Source organism: Mycobacterium sp. EPa45, from assembly GCF_001021385.1.
GTDB lineage: Bacteria > Actinomycetota > Actinomycetes > Mycobacteriales > Mycobacteriaceae > Mycobacterium.
This window is the reverse complement of the sequence record NZ_CP011773.1, coordinates 4,517,696-4,539,980: the sequence shown is the minus strand read 5'-3', so window position 1 is coordinate 4,539,980 and position 22,285 is coordinate 4,517,696. Positions and strand designations below refer to the sequence as shown.

The following is a 22,285-nucleotide window of genomic DNA, read 5'->3' as shown; positions in this document are numbered from 1 at the left end:
ACGTGACGCGAAATCTCGGTCCGGGTCCGGCCGACCGATCTGAAACCGAAACCCACGCCGCACCGGTGGCGGCCCGAACCGGACACAGCTTCGGCGCAACGAGCTGGTCGCGGCCGGTGGCCGGCCTGGCCACCGTGGTGATCGTGGTCGCCATCGTCGCCGTCGCGGTCGGTCTGTTCCGCGGCGACTTCACTAAAACCGTTCCCGTGACCGTGATCTCCGACCGCGCCGGCCTGGTGATGAACCCCGACGCCCGGGTCAAGATGCGCGGCGTCCAGGTCGGCAAGGTGGAGTCGATCGAGAGCCGCGCCGATGGCACGGCGGCCCTGCACCTTTCGATGGATCCCGCCGAGCTGCGCAAGATCCCGTCCAACGTCGTCGCCGACATCGCCTCGACCACGGTCTTCGGTGCCAAGTACGTCAACTTGGAACCGCCTGCGGACCCATCGCCGAAGCCCATGTACGCCGGCCAGGTCCTGCAGGGCCAGCACGTCACGGTCGAGATCAACACGGTCTTCCAGCAGCTGACGCAGGTCCTCAACAAGATCGACCCGACGCAGCTCAACGCCACTCTGGGTGCACTCTCGGAAGCGTTCGCCGGGCGTGGCAAGCAATTCGGCCAGACCATCAAGGACTTCGACCAACTGTTGGCCAAGATGGAGCCAAGCCTGCCCAACCTGGCCAAGGACATCGAACTCAGCGCGCCGGTGTCGGCAGCTTATGCAGATGCCGCACCGAATCTGGTCAAGACCGTGCAGAACGCGAACAAGGTCAGCGACAGCATCGTCGATGAGCAGCAGAACCTGGATACGTTCCTGGTCAACATGATCGGGCTGGCCGACGAAGGCAATGAGGTGCTCGGCACCAACCAGCCGGCACTGAGCAAGGTGCTTCATCTGTTGACACCCACCACGGCGTTGTTCAACGAGTACGCACCGGTGATCGACTGCACGCTCAAAGGCATGAACTGGATCCGGCTGTCGCCTCCACTGCAGGACCCCGGCGTCGCTGTCGCTGTCGCCTTCACACTGGGCATTGACAGGTACCGCTACCCGTCGAATCTCCCCAAGGTCGCGGCCAAGGGCGGCCCGCAGTGCATGGGCCTGCCGTACGTCGGCTTCGGGAACAAGTCCAAGTATCTGGTGACCGATGTCGGCGCCAATCCGTGGCAGTACGGCAACCAGGGCATCCTGCTGAACTCCGATGGACTCAAGCAGCTGTTGTTCGGTCCGCTGGACGGGCCGCCGCGCAACACCGCACAGATCGGCCAGCCCGGATGATGCGCACCACAAGCACACTCATCAAGTTCGGCGTGTTCGCCGTTGTGATGGTGGTCCTGACCGCATTCCTGTTCGTGACATTCAGCAATTACCGCAGCGGTTCGACCTCCGGCTACTCGGCGGTGTTCGCCGACGCCTCCCGGCTCAAGGACGGTGATACCGTGCGGGTCGCGGGGGTCCGGGTCGGCACGGTCAACAGCGTTGACCTGCAACCGGACAAGAGCGTTCTGGTCAAGTTCGACGCTGACCGTGACATCGTCTTGACCACGGGAACCCAAGCGGCAGTGCGTTATCTGAACCTCACCGGGGATCGTTATCTGGATCTGATCGACGGACCCGGCTCGACGCGAGTACTGCCGGCGGGATCCCAGATTCCCAAGGACCGCACCCAGGGTGCGCTGGACCTGGACCTTCTTCTGGGTGGCCTGCGGCCGGTGATCCAGGGGCTCAACCCGCAAGATGTCAACGCGCTCACCGCATCGCTGATCAATATCCTGCAGGGCCAGGGCGACACCCTCGACTCACTGCTCGGTAAGACCACGTCATTCTCGAATGCGTTGGCCGACAACAGTCAGACGGTCGAGCAACTCATCGACAACCTCAAGGTTGTCGTCGACACGCTCGCCAAGGACGGTGACAAGTTCTCTGGCGCGATCGACAAACTGGAGCAACTGATCACCGGTCTGTCACAGGATCGCGAGCCGATCGGCACCGCAATCACTCAGCTGGACAACGGAACCGCCTCGCTCACCAGTCTTCTCAACGAGGCGCGTGCCCCGCTGAAGGGCGATATCGAGCAGCTCAACCGGCTGGCGCCGTTGATGGACGACAACAAGATCGTTCTCGACAGAGGGCTGCAGCGTGGGCCCGACAACTATCGCAAGATGGCGCGGCTCGGAGCGTATGGCGGCTGGATCATGTACTACATCTGTGGCCTGTCCATTCGTGTGACTGATCTTCAGGGACGGACCGGGGTCTTCCCGATGATCAAACAAGAGACCGGTAGGTGTGCGGAGCCCTAATGCTGAAATACCGAGCTTCTAACCTGTGGCGTGCCGGCTTCCTCGGCGCGGTGTTGATCCTGTTGGTGATCGCGGTTGGCCTGCAGCCCGAGCGACTGTTGCAGCTGGCCACCTCTGTCCGTCATCAGGCGCTGTTCACCGAGGCCGGCGGGATCACAACCGGCAACGACGTGACCCTGTCCGGGATCAAAATCGGTTCGGTGACCGATGTTTCGCTGGACAACGGCGACGCGCTGGTCACCTTCACGACGGCGGGCAAGTACGCGCTGGGCTCGCAGACTGCCGCCCACATCCGCACCGGCTCGCTGCTGGGGGAGCGTGTGCTCACCCTTGAGTCCGCGGGCAGCGGTAGCCTGCGCTCCGCCGATGTGATCCCGACGACCCGTACCTCCTCGCCGTATTCACTCACCGACGCTGTGAGCGACCTGACCAGCAACACGGCCGGAACCGACACCGCATCGCTCAATCAGTCGCTGGACACACTCTCGGCCACCATTGACCAGCTCGCCCCGAAGCTCGGGCCGACGTTCGACGGTCTGAGCCGGCTGTCCCGATCGCTGAACAGCCGCAACGAAAACCTGGCCGGTCTGCTCAAGAGTGCCGCCGATGTCACCACGGTGCTGGGCCAGCGCAGCCAGCAGCTGAACACGCTGATACTCAATGCCAACGACCTGTTGGGTGTGCTGAATGACCGGCGCGAGGCGATCGTCGACCTGCTGGCCAACACCGCCGCGGTGTCTGCGCAGTTGACCGGGCTGGTCCACGACAACGAGGACAAGCTCGCGCCGACCTTGCGGCGGCTGAATTCCGTTGTCGCCGTGCTGGAGAAGAACAAAGACAACATCGCAGCGATGCTGCCGAATGTGAAAAAGTTCATCCTGTCCGAGGGCGAGACGCTGGCCAATGGCCCTTATTACAACGCCTTCGTGCCGAACCTGCAGCCCGCGCAGCTCCTGCAGCCGTTCATGGATTATGCGTTCGGCTTCCGTCGCGGCGTCAACGCCGGTCAGCCCCCGGACAACGCGGGACCGCGTGCCGAGTTGCCGCTGCCGTACAACGGCATTCCGGGAGGGTCCCGCTGATGAACAAGCGTTGGGTGAAAGTACTGATCGTCGCTCTGGTCGGCCTTCTCGTGGTGGGCGCGGTGGTGCTGGTCCGCAACGTCTTCTTCGGACCGAAGACCATCTCCGCGTTGTTCACGACCGCCACCGGTATCTATCCCGGGGACGACGTGCGGGTGTCAGGCGTCAAGGTCGGAACCATCAAGGCGATCGAACCGCAAGGCACTCAGACGAAACTGGTGCTCGACGTCGACCGTGATGTGCCCGTTCCCGCTGATGCGAAGGCGGTGATCGTGGCGCAGAACCTGGTTGCCGCCCGCTACGTTCAACTCACCCCGGCATACCGGAAGAACACCGGGCAGAAGGAGATGCCTGCCGACACGGTGATCCCGTTGGACCGCACCGCGATTCCGGTGGAGTGGGACGAGGTCAAGGAGCAACTGACCAGACTGGCGACCGACCTAGGACCGCAGAGCGGCGTCTCGGGGACGTCGGTATCGCGCTTTATCGACAGTGCCGCCAACGCGCTCGATGGCAACGGCGACAAACTACGTCAAACCATCACCGAGCTCGCCGGGGTATCCCGAGTGCTGGCCAACGGCAGCGGCAACGTCGTCGACATCATCACGAACCTGCAGACCTTCGTCACGACTCTGCGTGACAGCAACGAGCAGGTGGTGATGTTCCAGAATCGGTTGGCGACGCTGACCAGCGTGATCGACGGAAACCGGTCGGACCTCGACGCGGCGCTGAAGAACCTCTCGGTGGCGATCGTCGACATCCAGCGGTTCGTCGCGGGCAGCCGCGATCAGACCTCCGAGCAGCTACACCGGCTGACCAACGTCACGACGAACTTGCTCAACAACAAGATGGAGATCGAAAACATTCTCCACATCGCCCCGAACGCGTTGGGCAACGCCTACAACATCTACAACCCGTCGTCCGGTAGCGCGGTGGGACAGTTCGTGCTGAACAACTTCTCCAATCCGACCGAATTCGTTTGTGGCGCAATCGGTGCGATCGAGAACACCACCGCCCCGGAGACGGCGAAACTCTGCAGCCAGTACCTCGGACCGGCGCTTCGCCTGCTGAACTTCAACTACCTGCCAATCGGAATCGATCCCTACTTGATGCCCTCCGCCGCGCCGGACGAGCTCATCTACTCCGAGCCCAACCTCGCGCCCGGCGCAGGTGGACCGACGCCCGACATCCCACCGCTGCCGCCGTACCATTCGGCGTACGAAGGTGTGCTTCCGGGACCGCCAGGGTTCACGGGACGTGCCCCCGGGGAGGCGCCACCCGGTGCCGCCCAGCTGCTGCCCGGTGGATCCCCGGCCATACCGCCTTCGGTGATCTCCTCGCTGCCCGGCATGTTGAACCCAGCAGGACCCGCGCCCGGTCCGGCGCCAGGACCGCCGATGGCCGCTGAGGCAGGAGGGACGCCATGATCGGCGGAAAGTCTTTGCAACGGGCTCTGATCGCCGGCTGCGGGGTCGTGCTGACTACGAGTGCCTGTTCCTTCCAGGGTGTCAACTCACTGCCGCTGCCCGGCACAGTCGGCCGGGGCTCGGATGCCAGCGTCTACCACGTCGAGATCGCCAATGTCTCGACGCTGGAACCGAATTCGCCGGTAATGATGAACGACGTCGTCGTCGGCAGCGTGCGCAAGATGACCGTCAAGAACTGGCACGCTGACGTGGAGTTCTCGGTGAAGCCCGATATCGTCGTGCCGGCGAATGCGGTCGCCAGCGTGGGCCAGACCAGCCTGCTGGGCTCCATGCATCTTTCGCTGAATTCGCCTGTCGGACAGGCCCCCAGCGGCAAGCTGAGCCCGGGCGCGACGATCCCACTCAACAAAGCCTCGACCTACCCGACCACCGAGCAGACGCTGGCATCGCTGGCGGCGGTCGTCAACGGCGGCGGCCTGGGGCAGATCGGCGATGTCATCCACAACTTCAGCACAGCGGTCAGCGGCAACGAGGCCGCATTCCGTGACCTGATCACCCGGCTGGACACTTTCGTCGGAACCTTGGACAGCCAACGGGACAACATCGTCTCGACGATCCAGTCGCTGAATCGAATGGCATCAACGTTCGCCGGGCAGCGTGACGACCTGGCCGCGGCGCTGCAGAAGATCCCGCCCGCGATCGAAGTATTGATCAAAGAGAGGCCAACGCTGACAACAGCGTTGCGCAAGCTCGGCACCTTCAGCGACACCGCCAATACCCTTGTGAACGAATCGCAGGCCGACCTGGTGGCGAACCTGAAGAACCTCGAACCGGCAATCAAGGCCTTCGCCGACTTGGGTCCGGACCTGAATGCGGTACTGGAATATGCGATCCACTTTCCGTTCACCCAGAGCTTCATGGACCGCGCTATCCGTGGTGATTACTACAACCTGTTCGCGACCATCGACCTGACCATCCCGCGCTTGAAGCGCACGCTGATGCTGGGTACCCGATGGGGAGATGCGGAAGCACAGCTGATTCCCGCGCCGGGCGATCCGTACTACCTGAACTACACCTATGACCCGCTGAAGACAGGGGTGGCGCCGCCGCCGCCCGACGTCTTCGCCGACAATCCCCCAGTGGCCCCGCCACCGGCTGCGATCGCCGCCGCGGGTCCGATCCTGCCGTTGGTGCCACCTGCGCCGACCGCGGTTCCAGGCACCGAGATCTACACCCGGGAACAGCTGGCTGCGACCGGCGTTCAGCCGATCTTCGCCGGACCCTATGGGACACAGGCTAATCCGTCGGCACTGGCCCCGCCGGCTCCGCCGACGGGAGGGGGCGGCTAATGCTCACGCGTTTCGTCCGAACTCAGCTGATCATCTTCACCATCGCCTCGATCGTCGGTGTGGCGATCATGTTGTTCGCCTACATCCAGCTGCCCACCCTGCTCGGGCTGGGACGGCTCACCGTGAAGCTCGACCTGCCTGCCACCGGTGGCCTCTACAAGTTCAGCAATGTCACCTACCGGGGTCTGCAGGTCGGCAAGGTCACCTCGATCGATCTCACCGACACCGGCGCGCGGGCGACGTTGTCGCTGGACACGTCACCGAAGATCCCGGCCGACCTCAAGGCCGAGGTGCGCAGCATGTCGGCCGTCGGTGAGCAATACGTGGAATTGTTGCCGCGCAGCGACAAAGCGCCCTACCTGCAGGACGGATCGGTCATCCCGGTCGGCAACTCCTCGATCCCGCAGGCGGTCGGCCCGATGCTGGACCAGGTCAGCAAGTTGGTGGACAGCATCCCAAAGGACAAGTTGAGCCAACTGCTTGGCGAGACCTACCAAGCGTTCAACGGGACCGGCTATGACTTCGGTTCGTTGGTGGACTCCGGGGCGACCATCACCCGGGACGCCAACGGAATCTCCGACAACACCCGCGCCCTGATCGACGACGCGCGACCGTTCGTGGGGGCGCAGGAGATGACCACTGATTCGATCCGAACCTGGGCGCAGAGCCTGGCCGGAATTACCGAGCAGGTCGCAAACAACGACCCGCAGTTTAGGTCGATCCTGGCCAACGGCCCAGGGTTCGCGCAGGAGACCTCACAGCTGCTCGAGCAGATAAAGCCAACGCTGCCAGTGCTTTTGGCGAACCTGACCACCTTCGGTCAGATATTTCTGACCTACAATAAGTCGGTCGAGCAGTTGTTTGTGCTGGTGCCGCCGTTCGTCGCCCAGATTCAGACCTACACCCAATCCAACAACCCCGCCGGCATGCCGAACGGTGACTTCTCGCTCGGACTCGGTGATCCCGCAGCCTGTACGGTCGGATTCCTGCCGCCGTCATCGTGGCGCAACCCGGCCGACACGTCGGTGATCGACACCCCGGACGGCCTGTACTGCAAGCTGCCGCAGGATTCCCCGGTGGCGGTTCGTGGTGCTCGCAATTATCCGTGCATGGACCACCCAGGCAAGCGCGCGCCGACGGTCGAACTGTGCAACGATCCCAACGGCTTTCAGCCACTGGCGCAGCGTCAGCACGTCACGGGCCCGTATCCGATCGACCCGAACCTGGTCGCGCAGGGCATTCCGGTCGACAGCCGACTCCTGCCGGGATCCAACCTCTACGGACCACTGCAGGGCACACCGCTACCACCGGGGGTGACCGCACCGCCGCCGGGAGCGGCACCGATCGATCCGCCCCCACCGAATTTCGCGGGAACCAATCCCGGGTCGATGCTGCCCGGTCAGCCGATCTACCAAACGCCGCCGGTGTCACCGCCTGGGCCGGAAGGCAACATCGGTCCAGACCCGGTCAACTTGCCGGGACCCGGCAACATGCTGGCGCCTGACCTTCAGCCGCCGCCACCGCCCGAACCTGGTACGCCCCAGGTCGCTCCGAGTGCCTTCAACCCGAACACCAAGAAGGCGACCGGACTTCAGGTCGCCAAGTACGATCCGCGCACGGGTCAGTACATGGGCACTGACGGCACGCTGTACCGCCAGACGAACTTGGCCAAGCCCGCGACGACGTGGCAGGACATGCTGCAGAGCTGAAAGGGGTATGTCGATGCGTGCACTTCAAGCACTCGCCGCCGTCGGCGTTGCGGCCATCATCGCTGGAATCTGGTGCGCCGTACCCGCTGCGGCGGACCAGAATTGGGGTATCAACGGCACATTCGCGACGTCGTCGAACGGCGATTGGGCAAAGGTCAACCAGCGTTATCAGGACCAGCCATCCGAGCGCGAGACCTGGACGATTTCGACCCAGTGCATCTCACCCAGCGAGTGCACCGGGACGGTGCAGAGCGACGCGGGTTGGACCGCCCCCATCTACACCACCAACAGCATCTGGTACCTCAAGCGCACGATCCCGAACTGGCGCTTCTGTGCTGACGGAGCACCGATCGAGGGTTTCCAGGAGTACATGATCTATCCGGTGGGCAGCATCGACGGCCACGTTGATCTCGCCTCGGATGAATACACCGGCCAGAACCGGGTCATCGGCCCGAGTGGGTCGTGCGGACGCAACCAGCCGCCGGTGATCCAGATGCCGTTCTACATGAAAAAGCTGTAGTACTTACCAGTTTCGGATGGAGCACAGCGCGCCGCGGGGGCCGCTGTTCCGCTTCACCACTTGCCCGTTGATCTCCATCGTGCAGTTGAAGCCGGCTGCTGCCTTGGGCAATGCGCCCGTGGCCTGGACGAGAACCATGCCCCACTGAATTGGGTCGGTGAGGGTGGCCTCGAGTACCCATGGCTTGTTGGGCCCGACTGTCGCTTCAGTGTTGGGGCTGAAGACGTACGGGTCGTGGCTGTACTCCGAGAACGTCGGGGGATCGGTGTCCCGGTAATAGATCTCGGCGATCACCGGTTTGTCGGCGGTGACGGTATAGCGCACGTTGAACATCTGCGGTGGGGGAGGAGCCGGATCGGCTCCTGGCGGGGGATCGTCGGCGAGCGCGGGCGTCGCGAAACCGGTTGCGATGCAGAGCATTGCGAGGGCGGTGGCAGACATCTTCGAGGTGAATCGCATGGTCACATCCGATTCAGGCTGAACGGGTAGGTGAAACTGCCGCCGGGTGCGCCGTCACAGCCGGCATCGAACGTCGAGACCATCGACCCCGCAAGCGTGTTTGCGTCCCAGGTGTACACATCATGGGTGGGAATGGTTGGGCCGTAATAGATGTCGCCGCAACGCAGGCCGAACGGGTCATCGACGGTAAAGGTGTACTGTCCGTTGACCAGCGGCGCGTCGCCGACGCTCTGAACACCCTTGGCGATCGGGCGGGGCAACGTGAGGATGTGAATGCAGTTGGCAATGTTGTTATTCTGGCTATCTTTGCACGGAGCCACCGCCGACCACACCCACGTGTGGAAGTCCCTGCGGTCCGGCATGATCAGCTCGTAATTGCCCAGGTACATCTGAGCGGATGCCGGCGGTGCGAGTGCCACCGCTGCCGCCAGCGCCACGGTGGTGATCACGAGGGACTTCAAGCTGGATTCCTCCATGTTCGGCGCGCTCGGTGCGAAACCCCGATTGTCGCACGCTGCGAGATTGGCATTCTCGTCATCGGAGAATACTATCTACCGGCTGCCAGGAGAAAGGGTTTGGCAGTTCTGCCTATCGGTCAGGCGAATTCGACGTCCGACACCTTCAGCTGATCGCCCTCGCGCTGCAGGCTGATCACAACCCGCCACACCCTCGGCTGCTGATCTTCCTTCGGCGCATCCGGGCCGGTGCGCTGGGAGGTGGCCGCGACCAGCACGACGGCCGAATCCTTGTCCATCGTCTCGACGGCGGCGTCGTTGACGGTGACCTTGGTGACGACCTTCGCGTCGGTCATCGCCTTGATCAGATCGTCTGCACCGTCCTGGAAGTTGGACTTGAACTTGCCCGTCGAGTCGTCGATGACCCGCTGCACGCTCTCCTTGGCCTGATTGAAGTCCATCGACATCAGGTTCACCACGCCCTGGCGGGCGGCCGCCGCAAACTCGGCCGTACGGTGGCGCTGAGTCTCGGCATCGCGGTGTTTCCACACCATGTATCCGGTGCCGCTGAGCAAGCCGATGATGACAAGGATGGCGGCCGCGGCTACGAGGATTTTGGCCCAGGAGCGCTTCTTTTTCGGCTTCGCAGGCACGACATCCGCGGTGGCGTCCTCGGTGGCGTCGGCCTCGGCGTCCTCGCCGTCTTCGGCGGCCCCGGCAGGCTCAGACGCCTCCGGCTCGTCCGTGCCTGCCGTCGCGGTCTCAGTCTCCGGGACCGCAGATGTCTCGGCGCGAGAAGCTTCCAGCTTGCGGCGCAACTCGTTTGCGCGTGCCCGGGCTGCCTCGGCACGCTCCTCGGCTGCCGCGGCCGCAGCCTCCGCCGCCTCGGCGGAGTCCAGGTTGTCGGCGTCGGGAGCCTCGGATTCATGGTTGCCCGGCGGCATGGGACCCTCCTCGTCCATCACGGTCGCATGGCGAAGAGCGACGCTAGCACTGCCGCCCAGCATTACACAGAGCCAAATCCGCTCTGCGGGAGACAGGTTTTTCTTCCGAGTTTCTTCTCTGAGCCGGAGAATTCGGTTACCGAATATGCGAGAGTATTCGAGTGCGATCGACCGTGGCAGTTGTTGCTGCACTCCTGACGGCTGGAATGTTGATGCCCGCCTCGGCGTCCGCGGACCCCGACGGGCCGCCGATCAACGCCAACGAATGCAATGACGCGTTCTGCACCCCTGGCATCACGCCGGGCGTCGAACTCGGTGCCCCGTGCAGCAATACGACGTACTACGTGTTCGGCGTCGACACCCGCAACAACTGGGGCCGGTTGATCTTCTGTGGCTCACCGCGGCGCTACGAACCACGGTATTTCCGGTCGCCACCGATGGTGGGTGTCAAGAACCTGAACGCCGACTGCGTCGGCTATGAAAACTCCGTCGCTCAGGCTCCCGACGGCATGTTTTTGACGTGCGTCGCGGCCGGCGGGCGGACCCGCTGGGTGCAGGGCGACGCCTAACCGCTGAATGCGGGACGACGCCTGAGGCGCCGCCCCACAGCGTCAGCCTCTGCCGGTGAACCGGACGTGGATGTCGGCCAGCCCGCGCAGGATGTACGTCGGCTCGTAGCTGTAGCGACGGTCGTCGGCAGGTCCGTGGAACTCCTCGTCGATCGTGATCTCACCCATCCGGTCCAGCATGCGTTCCAGCGACACCCGGCCCTCCACGCGAGCCAGTGGCGCGCCGGGGCATGAGTGGGCGCCGCGGCCGAACGCGATGTGCTCGCGGACATTGGGCCGTCGGACCTGGAACTCGTGCGGATCGGTGAAACGCCGCGGATCGCGGTTGGCGGCGCCGGGCAGCACCATGACGACCGTGCCGGCCTTGATGTCCATGCCGCCGACCCTCGACGATCGCCGAGCCAGCCGGGAGTCGCTCTTGACCGGGCTTTCCAGGCGCAGTGACTCCTCGACGAAGGTCGGGATCAGACTGCGGTCCTCCCGCAGGGCCTGCTGCAGGTCCGGCCGCTCGACCAGTGCCTTGATCGCCGCTGACAGCAGCTTGGCGGTGGTCTCCTGTCCGGCGGCGAACAGGAATGTCGCGGTGCGGGCCACGTCGAGGACCTCCGGGGTCGACCCGTCCGGGTATTTCGCGGTCGCCAGATCCGTCAGCACGTCACCGCGCGGGTTGCTGCGGCGCTCCTCGAGGTAGTTGCAGAACTTCTCGTCCAGGAACTCCAGCGGGTTGAGGCCCATCTTCTCGTGGTCGAGCGAACCCACCCGCGCACCCGGCCGGTCGGCGCCGAGCACCGTGCGGAATTCCTTGTGGTCCTCCTCGGGGACGCCGAGGAGGTCGGCAATCACCAACAGCGAGAACGGTTTTGCGTATTCAGCCAAGAACTCGCTGTGGCCCAGCGAGAGGAACTCGTCGAGCTGGCGGTCGGCCAGTCGCCACATGAAGTCTTCGTTTTCCTTGAGCCGCTTGGGCGTGAGCAGCCGGCTCAGCAGCGATCGGGCCTTGGTGTGGTCCGGGGGATCCATGGTCACCATGTGCTCGTACATGGGGAACTGGTTGCGGTGCGCGTCGATCTGCGCGTTGAGATCGTCGCCCTCCGGCGTGAACGGCAGGGGAGGGAACGGGCCGCCGAGGGCCACGATGTTGGAGAAATCCTCGGGGTTCTTGTAGACCTCGAGGGCCTCCTCGTACCCGGTGACGGCTACGAAACCGTGCGGCTCGAGCCGCAGGACCGGGCTCTGCTCGCGCAGGTAGTCGTAGTACGGGTAGGGGTCGGGGACCAGCGACTGATCGGTGAGGAAGTCAACGGTGGCGAAGTCGGTCATGTGCGTTTGTTCCTCCAAGCGGGCTGAATGCTGTGCACCTGCTTAGCATGGCGTAAAGTGCGTGGTCAAGGCTGCATCCCATCGACCCACGTACGATCGGCGTGTTCGATTGGCGGTCGGGGAAAGAACGAGGTGGCACATGGCATCGGCGCGGCGGATCGGTGCGCCCGACGCGAAGAATCGCGTGGTGCTGTTGGATGCCGCCGAACAGCTGCTGATCGAGGAGGGCTACGCGGCGGTCACCTCGCGTCGGGTCGCCGAGAAGGCCGGCCTGAAACCGCAGCTCGTGCACTACTACTTCCGCACGATGGACGATCTGTTCCTGGAGATTTTCCGCCGCTATGCCGACCAGGGCATGGAGGCCCATCAATACGCACTGGCCTCCCCGCAACCGCTGTGGGCGCTGTGGCGATTCGGTATCAACCCGGATGCCAGCCGGCTGACGATGGAGATGGCGGCGCTTGCCAATCACCGCAAAGCGCTGCGCGCCGAGATGTCCCGATATGCCGAGGTGTTCCGTGAGCAGCAGCGCCAGGCCTTCGTCACCGCGTTGGACCGGCACGGCGCACTGCCCAGCGAGGTGCCGCCGGTGGTGTGGTCGATCCTGCTGACCGGGTTGTCGACGGTGTTGATGCTGGGCGAGGCGCTGGGTGTGACCGCCGGTCACGCCGAAGCCCTGGAACTCGTCGAGCGTTTCCTCACCCAAGTCGAGGGGCCGCCTCAACTGACCGACGGCTCAGCTCACCAGTGGCGCAGCGAGCAGAGCGCGCCCTTGGCTCCGGAATTCTCCGCGACGACGACGCCGTCGACCGCAAGCACGCAGTGAATATTCGGCGGAGTGGGTGATGGCCCGCTGGTGGCCGCCACCATCGCCCACTCGTCGGGGTTCGCCAACTGCACGTTGAGCACCCACTTCTTGCCCGGGCCGATGTCGGCCTCGACCTTCGGGCTGAACACGTACGGGTCGTGGCTGTAGTCCGACCAGTTCGCCGGTTCGGTGTCCCGGTAGTAGATATCGGCGGCTCGGAACGGTAGCTCCGAGAACACGCTGTAGGTGACCTGGTGCAGCACAGGCTCTTCGGCACCGGCCGGAGCCGAGGAACCGGCCACACACACCGCAGCCAGAGCGATCGCAGACCCCAACCGGACAAACCTCATGGCTCAGTTTGACATGGGAAAGTCTTCGCGGGGCGCGGTTTCTTGTGTGCGGGACCCTTCTATGCAACAGTGCGCTTAGAGAACTCAATTCTCGCTTTCGGCGAAGCAGCATTCCAGTGAAGGGGGCCGGCCATCAGCGACGCGCTCATCCTCGACGCGGTGCGCACTCCCCGCGGACGAGGTCGCCCCGACGGGGTATTGCACGTCGTCCATCCGCAAGATCTGTTGGCGCAGTGCCTTGCCGCCGCCGTCCAGCGGGTGGGCTTCGACCCCGCCGAGGTCGACGATGTGATCGCCGGCAACGGCATCATGGCGGGTGAGCACGGGGACGACATCGCCAGGCTGTCACTGTTGCTGGCGGGCTGGCCGCAGAGTGTTCCCGGGATGACTCTGAACCGATTCTGCGGATCCGGGCAGCAGGCCGTCACGGTCGCGGCCGCAGGCATCGCGAGCGGCCAGCAAGAGTTGGTGGTCGCCGGTGGCGTGGAGTCGATGTCGCGGTGGAACGTCACTGTGGGCGCCCCGACGATCGATGGCGCGAACCCGGCCTTTCGGCAGCTGTATCCGACTGTGCCACAGGGTATATCGGCTGATCTGATCGCATCGCTGGAAGGCTTCAGTAGGGCTGATGTCGATGCGTTCGCGGTGTCCAGCCAGGACCGTGCGGCAGCGGCGATCGGGGGCGGATATTTTGACGGCTCGGTGATAGCGGTGCGCAACGGTGACGGCGACATTGTTGCCGATCGCGACGAACACCCGCGCCCGGGAACGACATTGGAGAAACTGGGTGGGCTGCCGGCCGCCTTTGAACGCATGGGTGCGGCTCGACTCGAGGGTGAAAGCCTCACCTTCGATGAGATCTGCTTGAGTCGTTACCCCGATGTGGAACGCATCGACCATGTCCACCACGCCGGCAACTCCTCGGGCGTCGTCGATGGCGCCGCGGTGGTGACAGTGGCCTCCGCTGGGTGGGTCAAAGCCCACGGGGTGACGCCGCGTGCGCGCATTCGCGCCGCCGCGGCGATCGGCAGCGAGCCGATCATCATGCTCACCGCACCCGGCCCGGCTGCCGAGCGCTGCCTGGCCAAGGCCGGGATGGCCGTCGGCGACGTCGACCTATGGGAGATCAACGAGGCGTTCGCCGCGGTGCCGCTCAAGACGATCCGCGATCTCGGCCTCGATCCGGAGCGGGTCAACGTCAACGGCGGCGCCATCGCGCTCGGACACCCGATCGGGGCCACCGGCGCCATGTTGATCGGCACCGTGCTCGACGAGTTGGAGCGCCGCGACCTCGCCACCGGCCTGGTCACCATGTGCACCGGTGGCGGTATGGGCACCGCGACGATCATCGAGCGGGTCTGATGTCGACCGAGACGCTCGAGATCGAGACGCCCGCTCCGGGCGTCCTGCTCATCCGGCTCAATCGTCCGAAACAGCTCAACGCAATCAACGAAGTCATGCGCGACGAAATCGCGCAGACCGTGGCGTCGGTGGCCCACGACCCGTCGGTGCACGCGGTGGTGATCACCGGTGCCGGGCGTGGCTTCTGCTCCGGTATCGACATCCGGAACTTCGGGCCGGGCATGCTGGACGCCAGTGCCCCGGCCATCGACCGGCTGCGGTTCCAGGAGGCGATGGCGGGCCTGGTACGCGCGGTCGCCGACCTGCCGCAGGCGGTGATCGCGGCGGTCAACGGAGCGTGCGTGGGTGCCGGGCTGGCGCTGAGCCTGGCCGCCGACATCCGGATCGGCTCCACCGCAGCCACATTCGGCAATGCAGCGATTCTGCTCGGACTGTCCGGGGCGGAGATGGGGATGAGCTATCACCTGCCGCGAATCGTCGGTGCCGGGGTCGCCGCGGACTGGATGCTCACCGGTCGCACCGTCTCAGCCGAGGAGGCCGACCGCCGGGGTCTGGTGAGTCAGCTGGTCGATCCCGAGCAGCTTGTCGAACGGTCCATCGAAATCGCCCGTGGTGTAGCCGGGTTGGCGCCGCTGGGTGTCCAGTTGACCAAGCGCGCACTGCAGGTCAACATCGCCGCCGCGGGCCTGAGCCCGGCGTTGGAGCTGGAGAATCGCAATCAGGTGCTCAGCCACGCGACCGATGACGCGGCGGCCCGCAGATCCACCTGGTCGTAACCTGAAGGGACGGAACATATGTCTTGGGATTTCTCCACCGACCCGGAGTGGGCGGATCAACTCAAGTGGGTCGAGGAGTTCGTCCGCTCAGAGTGCGAGCCGATCGATTACGTCGTCAAAGAATCTCATGACCTCACCGACCCGGTCCGTCAGGCGCTGATTCCACCGCTGCAGCAGATCGTCAAGGACCGCGGGTTGTGGGCTACCCACCTCGGACCGCACCTCGGTGGTCCGGGCTATGGTCAGGTGAAGCTGGCGTTGCTCAACGAGATCCTCGGCCGGTCGGAATGTGCCCCAATCGTTTTCGGCTCGCAGGCCCCGGACTCGGGCAACAGCGAGATCCTCGCGCACTACGGCACGCCGGAGCTCAAGGAACGCTACCTCGAGCCGCTCCTGGACAACCGCATCATCTCGTGCTTCTCGATGACCGAACCGCAGGGCGGTGCGGACCCCAAGATCTTCGAGACCACCGCCGTCCAGGACGGTGACCACTGGGTCATCAACGGCGAGAAGTGGTATTCGTCTTTCGCGTCGAAGGCGTCGTTCATCATCGTGATGGCGATGACTGATCCGGATGCCGCCCCGTACGACCGGTATTCGATGTTCGTGGTGCCTGGTGAGACGCCCGGGATCAACGTGCTGCGTGACGTCGGGCTCGGCTACCAGCCGCTCGGTGAGGGTGGCCGTGAGGGCTACGTGCGCTACGAGAACGTGCGGGTACCCGCCGATCACATGCTCGGCCCGCGCGGCGGCGCGTTCGTGGTGGCGCAAACCCGCCTGGGCGGCGGCCGGATTCACCACGCGATGCGCACCGTCGGCTTGGTGCGGCGGATCTTCGACATGATCTGCGAGCGGGCGGTCTCCCGCTACACCCAGGGAAGCGTCCTGGCGGACAAGCAGATGGTGCAGGAGATGGTGGCCGACTCCTGGATGGAGATCGAGGCCTTCCGGCTGCTGACGTTGCAGACCGCGTGGAAGATCGACCAGTACAACGACTACAAGGCGGTGCGCGCCGACATCTCGGCGGTCAAGGCGATGATGCAGAAGGTGTTGCACGACGTCTCGGCGCGCGCCCTGCAGATCCACGGCTCGTTGGGGACCAGTCACGAGATGCCGTTCGTGCAGTACCTGACCGAGTCGTTCGTCCTCGGGCTGGCCGACGGTCCGACCGAGGTGCACAAGGTGACCCTGGCGAGGCTGTTGCTCAAGAACCGCGAGCCGGCGCCGGATCTCTTTCCCTCCGAGCACCTTCTGCGATTGCGGGCCGCCGCCGAGGAGAAATTCGCCGACAAGCTGGCCGGCATCCCGCGCGGCTAGTCCTTTTCGTCGTCTTTGGGGAGTATTCGTTCTGGGTGGTGGTAGGTGTTGATGCCGCCGCGGAGCATGGGTAGTCCGGGTGGTGGTGTCCATTGGGTTTGGCCGTCTGGGAGTTGGTGGGTGGTCCAGCCGCCGGTTTCGACGAGTTCGTTGTCGGGTGGGCAGGCCAGGGTGAGGTCGTCGATGTTGGTGGTGCCGCCGTTTTTCCAGTCGTTGGCGGCGTGGTGGACATCGCTGTGGTAGCCGGGGGCGTCGCAGCCGGGTCGGGTGCAGCCGCGGTATTTGGCGTGCAACACGATGCGTTGGTCGGCGGTGGCGATGCGTTTGGTGCGACCCAACCAGAGTGCGCGGCCGTCGACGCCGTCGAACAGGGCGAGGTAGTGGTAAGCGTGGCTGGCCATCCGGATGAGGTCGGGGATCGGGAGCAGGGTGCCGCCGGCGGTGACGGCGTGTCCGGTTTGGGCTTGCAGGTCTTGGATGGTTGCGGTGGCGATCACCGTCACGGGTAAGCCCTTGTGCTGGCCGAGTTTCGGGTCGCCGAGTTGGCCGCGCACCAAGGCTTTGAGCGCGTCGTGTTGGCGTTGACCGCGGGTGCGGGTATCGCGTTTGCGGGTGTCGTCGGTGGGTTCGTCGAGGACGGTGGGGGTTTCGTCGGCGGGGTTACACATGCCGGGCGCGGCGAATTTGGCAAACGCGGCATCGATCATGGCCCGGGTTTCGGGGTCGGCGACGATCTTGCCTTCACTCATGCCGTCGGGGCGTTGGCGGCGGCTCCAGGTGAAGCTGCGTTGGCGGGCGCGGTCCTCGTCGGAGAACAGGCCGTCGGGATTGAGGTGCAGGGCAAGACGTTCGGCGAGGTCCTCCAACTGATCGGGTCGCAGCACGGTCGCCTTGTGGGCGAGGGTGCGTTCGGCCGCTTCGACCGCGGTCGGCGGGATATGGCTGGGCAGCTGGCGGAAGAACTTCTGGATCACCTGCAGATGCTCAGGATCCAACTCCCCAGAAGCCCACGCGTGTGCGGTCTCGGCCAGCACCGGCGGCAATGGTTCCCCGGTCAACGTGGTGCGCGGCGCCAATTGGGCGGCATCGCGGATCCGCCGGCGCGCTTCGGTGGGACTGACCCGCAACACATCAGCCAGTGTGAGATCGAGTTTCGGGCAGCCCTCGAACCGCTCCACCGGGACACCAGCGCATGCGACACTGCGACCTGGCGACGCCGCGCGGTCTCCAACCGCTCCAACACCACAAACCGCTGGGGCGGGGACAACGCATCGAGATCGATCGTGGCCAAGCCCTCGACACATTCGTCGAGGGCCTCCAATACCACATCGATCGAACTCATGTTCGAAAGGCTACGCCGCCCCGCGGACAGAAATTTCAGGCGAGGCGTGGGCTGTGGACTAATCCGGATCTGGGGATAAACCACGATGTATCAACTGAACCAAGGCCTAGTTGAGGTGTTCTGCGGCTTTGGTGAGCAAGGTCGGAAGGCTCCCGGCCATCGCCTCCAGCTCGGGATCGGGCGTCGTCCGGCGCCGGTTGTGTTTGACGATCAACGACCAGGTCGCGGTCGACTTGAAGCACGCGAGCGCCTGGAACCACTCCAGGTGAGGCGCATTGCTGCCCAACGCATCCCGGTATTGGTCGGCCAGTTCCCCAACCGGCGGTGTGGTCCCCCGATACGGGGTTGCGCGACGGTAGGTGTCCGGGTCGGAGTTGATCAGGAACCAGCCGACGTCGACGCGCGGGTCACCGATCGACCAGATCTCCCAGTCGATCACGGCGGTGATGCCATGTTCGTCGGCCAACAGGTTACCCAGCCGGAAGTCGCCGTGCACCACTGCTGGTCCAATCGGAGTTGGGGCGGCTGCTCGCAGCGCCCCCGCGACCGCCTGCCAGCCGGGTGCCAGCGCCGGGTCCACCGTTTCCAATGTGCGACACCACTTGTCGACTTCGGCGGTCGGTTGCACGACGGGCTCGTCCGCCAGGCCGAGCCCAGCGGGGGAGAGTCGGTGCAATACGCCCAACGTTCGGGCGGCATGCCGGAAGCGCTCGGCCACCGCCACTGTCGAACCGGCGGGACCGGTGTCGAACAGCGGTTCCACCGATGTCCCGTCGGTGAACGCCATCACGAAAAGCGGTGATATCTCGGGTGGTTCGCCACCGTCGTCGAACAAGACCTCCGGTACTGGAACCGCGGTGGTGTGCAGAGCACGGATGATCCTGGCCTGGCGAAGCACGTCGCGATGAGCGATCGGCGCATGGCCTGGCGGTGCGACTTTCACCACGACGCGACGACCGTCGAATTCGCCGGCGAACGTCAAGCTGGACGCCCCACCGGTCAGCGGCCGCAGGCCCGCGATGCCCCTGGGGGCCAGGCGGGTCTGCAGCTCGTCGAGGAGCTGGGTGGTCAGCTCAGCGCACCGATCTCGCGCAGGAAGGTCTGGGTGTGCGCGATGCGGCCGGTCAGGATCGCCGGGTCACCGGTACACAGCTCCAGCGCGGTCCGGGTGATGAGTTCGATGTCTTCGGTGTCGGTCTTGGCCAGGTCCAGGGTGCCGGCGCCGGGAGTCGCCACCGGATTGGTAGGCGCCGCTGCGTTGACCGCGATGCCGTCGTCATACAGTTCGGCGGCAAGGCTTTTCGTCAGCCGGTTCATCGCGGCCTTGACCGTGCCGTAGATGCCGAATCCCGCAGTGCGGTCGAACTCGGAGAATGGTGGCCCAGCCGGGAGATCTCCACCGACCGAGGTGAGGTTGAGGACCCATCCGCGGCCGCGCTCACGCATGGCGGGGATAGCGAGCTGAGTCAGATGTAGCGGTGCGACCACATGCATCTCGAGCATCAGCCGCATCCGCCGCTCGGGGAAACCATCCAGCGGGCGCAGGAAGGTCACCGCCGCGTTGTTGACGATGATGTCGGGGGCGCCGACCCGGGCCACCGCTTCGGCGAACAGACGTTCGCGATCCGCGGAGTCGGACAGATCCGCGGCGATCGCGACCGCGGTGCCACCGGCGCCCTCGATCTCCGCTTTCGTCTGCACCAGTGAGCCGTCGTACTTCGGATCGGGTTCCGCGGTACGGGCGGTCAGCACCAACGTGGCGCCCTCGGCGGCCAATCGCTGTGCGATCGCCTTGCCGAGGCCCCGGCTGCTGCCGGTCACCAGTGCAACCTTGCCGGCGCAGCGTCCGGTCACGTCGGCTCCTTTCCCGCGCCGGCCAGAATCTCGGGGCCGTACTTGCTCGCGATGAAGTTCCACGGGTCGGCGTACTTGCCGCGGCCTTCCTGGTGTCGCTGCGCGGCCAGCGCCAGCCGCACCACGGGCCTGATGAGTGGTCCGGCCACCCCGAGCGCAGTCTTCAGCACCCCGCTCTGCGACCCGGCCACCCAGGCCACGGTCTCCGACCAGGGGTGTTCTTGGAAATCAAGCAGCGCTTGAGATTCCGTCGTGTCATACCACCCGGTGAAGCTCCAGCCCCGGTCGTCGTCGGGATCGCCGGGCAGGCTCGCGCCGGAACCCAGCCGGCCCAGCCCCATCGCGGCCATCATGTCGTCTTCCACGTCGCGGTGGGTGTGGAGGTGGGTTTCGTCGCCGCCGATCAGCAGCACCTTGCCGGCGACGGCCTTGGCGCGATCGACCGCATTGGCGAAGGCCAACGCGACATCGCGGGCATCCACGGTGTGCAACCGGTTGTCGCCCGGGGTCGCTCGCATCAGGATCAGATAGTCGGCGTTCATCGAGCTCGCGGCGTCGGGGGAGATGACACCGGCCAGGCGCAGCATCGCGTACGGCAATCCGCTGTCGGTGATCACCTTCTCGGCCAGCACCTTGTCCTCGCCGTACTGGTCGATCGGATTCACCGGTGTCGCCGGGGTGATCAGTTCGGGGTAGCGGTAGGGGTTTCGGGAGCCATAGACGGACGCACTGGATGCGTAGATGATCGTCGACGGTTCGGGCAGGGCGGCGGCGGCGCGCACCAGGTTGGTGGTGCCCCCGACATTGACCCGGCGGGCCACCTTGGGATTCCGGTAGGAGGCCGGTGACAACATCGCGGCCAGATGCACGATCGCAGTCGGTGCGTGTTCGGTGACCATCCGGTTCACCGCGTCGGCGTCGGTCAGGTCGGCATAGACCGCCAGGAATGTTCCGGGATGGTCAGCGGCGGCCAGGCGGTCTGCGACTGTTTGGGACGCCTCGGTCGGCAGATCGGTACCGACGACGGTATGCCCGCGCTCGAGCAGGATCTCCGCCGTGCGCCAGCCGACTTGGCCGAACGCTCCGGTGACCAGAACTGTGCGCTGCGACATCAGACCATGCCTCGCTTTCGTGCCAGCCCGGCTGCGGCATCCCGCAGTCGCGGTGAAATGCGGATGGAGAAAAGGGGATTGAAGACATCCTCGCGCAACCTGGTCAGGGCGGACGTCTTGATCCGCCACTGTCCGTCGGTCTTCTCATAGGTCTCGTGATAGTGGCCGTATCCCGCGAGGTTGACGCCGGGGGCAAGGCGCACAATGTCGTTGAGCGCCCAGATTCCGGTGGCCGTGGTCGGCGAGGTCAGCTCGATCTCGGGGGCGTGCACCTGATGCACCGTGGGTTGCGATGGCTTGCCGAGGGTCTTCTTGATGAAGGCGACCATATTGTCGGCGCCGGTGATGAGCACACCACCGGACGGGGTGGTGTCGCTGATGAAGTCGTCGGTGAAGATTTGCCGCCAGGCCGCCCAGTCCTTGGTGTCGAGCAGACGGCAATACCGAGCCTTGAGCTTTTTGATCGCTTCGATATCCACGGCCTCGTCGGTCACCGGCATAGGCTAGCGAACGGCCGCAGCGCAGGAGGCGGACTCACACGGTCAACCCCGATGTGATAGACCGCGACGTAAACTCTCGCGAATGGCAAAGGGGTCGCCGGCGCAGCGGCGGGGCGGTCGGCCGACACAGGCCGAGGCCGCGGCGCTGCACCACCGGCTCAGGGAAGCGGCGGTGCGCACGTTCTTGGAGAACGGCTACGACGCGACCACGATGGTCGCGATCGCCGATGCCGCCGGAATCACCAAGCCCACCCTGTACGCGCGCTACCCGGATAAGCGCGCGGTCTTTCTCGACGTCATCCCGTGGGCGTTCAGCCGGGCCGTGCAGGTCGAAGCCGACGACGCCGTCGAGGACCAGGATCTGCGTACCGCGTTGGTGGCCATCGGCCAGGGAGCGCTTCGTCATGCCCTGAATCCCGACATCGTGCAACTGCACAGGATCGCACGCAACGAAGCCCATCGCTTTCCCGAATTCGCCTCCAGCGCTGAGTCACTCGGCTGGGCAGGCCGCCAGCAACAGGTGATGGATCTGCTCCGGCAACACGCCGCGACCGGCGCCATCGAGGTCGACGACATCGAGCTTGCCGCCGAGCACTTCCTGGCGATGGTCGAGGTGCTGCCCGCCCGGCTGGCCGATTTCGGCCTCTACCGCAGCCGCAAGGAAGAGCGGCGACGGCTGCTGCACGCGGTGGATCTGTTCCTGCGCGGAGTGCTGGCCCGTTAACTAT

22 protein-coding genes and 1 pseudogene are annotated in these 22,285 nt (G+C 65.1%); 13 read left to right on the top strand and 10 right to left on the bottom strand.

Annotated elements, in window-relative coordinates:
* The first annotated feature begins 2 nt into the window (after positions 1-2).
* From AB431_RS21620 to AB431_RS21590, 7 genes are read left to right on the top strand one after another with little or no spacing between them, the layout of a single operon-like run.
* Positions 3-1,280, top strand: a complete 1,278-nt coding sequence (locus tag AB431_RS21620) for an MCE family protein (RefSeq protein ID WP_047331657.1) — start codon at positions 3-5, stop codon at positions 1,278-1,280.
* Positions 1,277-2,302, top strand: a complete 1,026-nt coding sequence (locus AB431_RS21615) for an MCE family protein (RefSeq protein ID WP_047331656.1) — start codon at positions 1,277-1,279, stop codon at positions 2,300-2,302. The genes AB431_RS21620 and AB431_RS21615 overlap by 4 nt, the downstream gene beginning before the upstream one ends.
* Positions 2,302-3,384, top strand: coding sequence for an MCE family protein (locus AB431_RS21610; RefSeq protein ID WP_047331655.1), 1,083 nt, complete (start codon positions 2,302-2,304; stop codon positions 3,382-3,384). Before AB431_RS21615 ends, AB431_RS21610 begins: the two co-directional genes overlap by 1 nt.
* Positions 3,384-4,811 (top strand): MCE family protein, encoded by a 1,428-nt coding sequence (locus AB431_RS21605; RefSeq protein WP_047331654.1) that lies wholly within the window; start codon positions 3,384-3,386, stop codon positions 4,809-4,811. Before AB431_RS21610 ends, AB431_RS21605 begins: the two co-directional genes overlap by 1 nt.
* Positions 4,808-6,160, top strand: coding sequence for an MCE family protein (locus AB431_RS21600; protein ID WP_047331653.1), 1,353 nt, complete (start codon positions 4,808-4,810; stop codon positions 6,158-6,160). The genes AB431_RS21605 and AB431_RS21600 overlap by 4 nt, the downstream gene beginning before the upstream one ends.
* Complete coding sequence (locus AB431_RS21595) at positions 6,160-7,869, top strand: MCE family protein (protein WP_047331652.1); 1,710 nt, start codon at positions 6,160-6,162, stop codon at positions 7,867-7,869. Before AB431_RS21600 ends, AB431_RS21595 begins: the two co-directional genes overlap by 1 nt.
* 13 nt (positions 7,870-7,882) lie before the next feature.
* Positions 7,883-8,389 carry a hypothetical protein gene (locus tag AB431_RS21590; protein WP_144418335.1) on the top strand — a complete coding sequence of 169 codons (507 nt, stop codon included), beginning with the start codon at positions 7,883-7,885 and terminating at the stop codon, positions 8,387-8,389.
* A 3-nt stretch (positions 8,390-8,392) separates the two neighbouring features.
* On the opposite strand, the gene AB431_RS21585 is transcribed toward AB431_RS21590, so the two are convergent.
* From AB431_RS21585 to AB431_RS21575, 3 genes are all read right to left on the bottom strand, one after another.
* Positions 8,393-8,848 (bottom strand): hypothetical protein, encoded by a 456-nt coding sequence (locus tag AB431_RS21585; RefSeq protein WP_047331650.1) that lies wholly within the window; start codon positions 8,846-8,848, stop codon positions 8,393-8,395.
* A 2-nt stretch (positions 8,849-8,850) separates the two neighbouring features.
* Positions 8,851-9,309 carry a hypothetical protein gene (locus AB431_RS21580; protein ID WP_047333676.1) on the bottom strand — a complete coding sequence of 153 codons (459 nt, stop codon included), beginning with the start codon at positions 9,307-9,309 and terminating at the stop codon, positions 8,851-8,853.
* Positions 9,310-9,443: 134 nt separating this feature from the next.
* Positions 9,444-10,247, bottom strand: a complete 804-nt coding sequence (locus AB431_RS21575; protein WP_144418333.1) for a hypothetical protein — start codon at positions 10,245-10,247, stop codon at positions 9,444-9,446.
* A gap of 161 nt (positions 10,248-10,408) precedes the next feature.
* Here AB431_RS21575 and AB431_RS21570 point away from each other — a divergent pair, with 161 nt between their 5' ends.
* Complete coding sequence (locus AB431_RS21570; protein ID WP_144418332.1) at positions 10,409-10,816, top strand: hypothetical protein; 408 nt, start codon at positions 10,409-10,411, stop codon at positions 10,814-10,816.
* Between the two features lie 42 nt (positions 10,817-10,858).
* Here AB431_RS21570 and AB431_RS21565 read toward each other — a convergent pair whose 3' ends face one another.
* Positions 10,859-12,136, bottom strand: a complete 1,278-nt coding sequence (locus AB431_RS21565) for a cytochrome P450 (RefSeq protein WP_047331648.1) — start codon at positions 12,134-12,136, stop codon at positions 10,859-10,861.
* Positions 12,137-12,275: 139 nt separating this feature from the next.
* Between AB431_RS21565 and AB431_RS21560 the strand changes: the two genes are divergently transcribed.
* Complete coding sequence (locus AB431_RS21560; protein ID WP_047331647.1) at positions 12,276-12,962, top strand: TetR/AcrR family transcriptional regulator; 687 nt, start codon at positions 12,276-12,278, stop codon at positions 12,960-12,962.
* On the opposite strand, the gene AB431_RS21555 is transcribed toward AB431_RS21560, so the two are convergent.
* Entirely contained in the window at positions 12,878-13,294 is a 417-nt protein-coding gene (locus AB431_RS21555; protein ID WP_082135765.1) for a hypothetical protein, read from the bottom strand. The two genes, AB431_RS21560 and AB431_RS21555, sit on opposite strands and share 85 nt — an antisense overlap.
* Positions 13,295-13,426: 132 nt before the next feature.
* Between AB431_RS21555 and AB431_RS21550 the strand changes: the two genes are divergently transcribed.
* From AB431_RS21550 to AB431_RS21540, 3 genes are read left to right on the top strand one after another with little or no spacing between them, the layout of a single operon-like run.
* Complete coding sequence (locus AB431_RS21550) at positions 13,427-14,656, top strand: acetyl-CoA C-acetyltransferase (RefSeq protein WP_082135764.1); 1,230 nt, start codon at positions 13,427-13,429, stop codon at positions 14,654-14,656.
* Positions 14,653-15,432 (top strand): enoyl-CoA hydratase/isomerase family protein, encoded by a 780-nt coding sequence (locus AB431_RS21545; protein ID WP_369803079.1) that lies wholly within the window; start codon positions 14,653-14,655, stop codon positions 15,430-15,432. The genes AB431_RS21550 and AB431_RS21545 overlap by 4 nt, the downstream gene beginning before the upstream one ends.
* Positions 15,433-15,450: 18 nt before the next feature.
* Entirely contained in the window at positions 15,451-16,749 is a 1,299-nt protein-coding gene (locus AB431_RS21540) for an acyl-CoA dehydrogenase family protein (RefSeq protein ID WP_047331643.1), read from the top strand.
* On the opposite strand, the pseudogene AB431_RS21535 reads toward AB431_RS21540, so the two are convergent.
* From AB431_RS21535 to AB431_RS21515, 5 genes and pseudogenes are all read right to left on the bottom strand, one after another.
* A pseudogene (locus tag AB431_RS21535) lies at positions 16,746-18,091 on the bottom strand (HNH endonuclease signature motif containing protein). The gene AB431_RS21540 and the pseudogene AB431_RS21535 sit on opposite strands and share 4 nt — an antisense overlap.
* 106 nt (positions 18,092-18,197) lie before the next feature.
* Positions 18,198-19,163, bottom strand: coding sequence for a phosphotransferase family protein (locus AB431_RS21530; RefSeq protein ID WP_047331642.1), 966 nt, complete (start codon positions 19,161-19,163; stop codon positions 18,198-18,200).
* Entirely contained in the window at positions 19,160-19,945 is a 786-nt protein-coding gene (locus tag AB431_RS21525; protein WP_047331641.1) for an SDR family NAD(P)-dependent oxidoreductase, read from the bottom strand. The genes AB431_RS21530 and AB431_RS21525 overlap by 4 nt, the downstream gene beginning before the upstream one ends.
* Positions 19,942-21,057, bottom strand: a complete 1,116-nt coding sequence (locus AB431_RS21520) for an NAD(P)-dependent oxidoreductase (RefSeq protein WP_047331640.1) — start codon at positions 21,055-21,057, stop codon at positions 19,942-19,944. Before AB431_RS21520 ends, AB431_RS21525 begins: the two co-directional genes overlap by 4 nt.
* Complete coding sequence (locus AB431_RS21515; protein WP_047331639.1) at positions 21,057-21,557, bottom strand: nuclear transport factor 2 family protein; 501 nt, start codon at positions 21,555-21,557, stop codon at positions 21,057-21,059. Before AB431_RS21515 ends, AB431_RS21520 begins: the two co-directional genes overlap by 1 nt.
* An 82-nt stretch (positions 21,558-21,639) precedes the next feature.
* On the opposite strand from AB431_RS21515, the gene AB431_RS21510 reads away from it, so the two are divergent.
* Positions 21,640-22,281 carry a TetR/AcrR family transcriptional regulator gene (locus AB431_RS21510; protein WP_047331638.1) on the top strand — a complete coding sequence of 214 codons (642 nt, stop codon included), beginning with the start codon at positions 21,640-21,642 and terminating at the stop codon, positions 22,279-22,281.
* Positions 22,282-22,285: the final 4 nt, after the last annotated feature.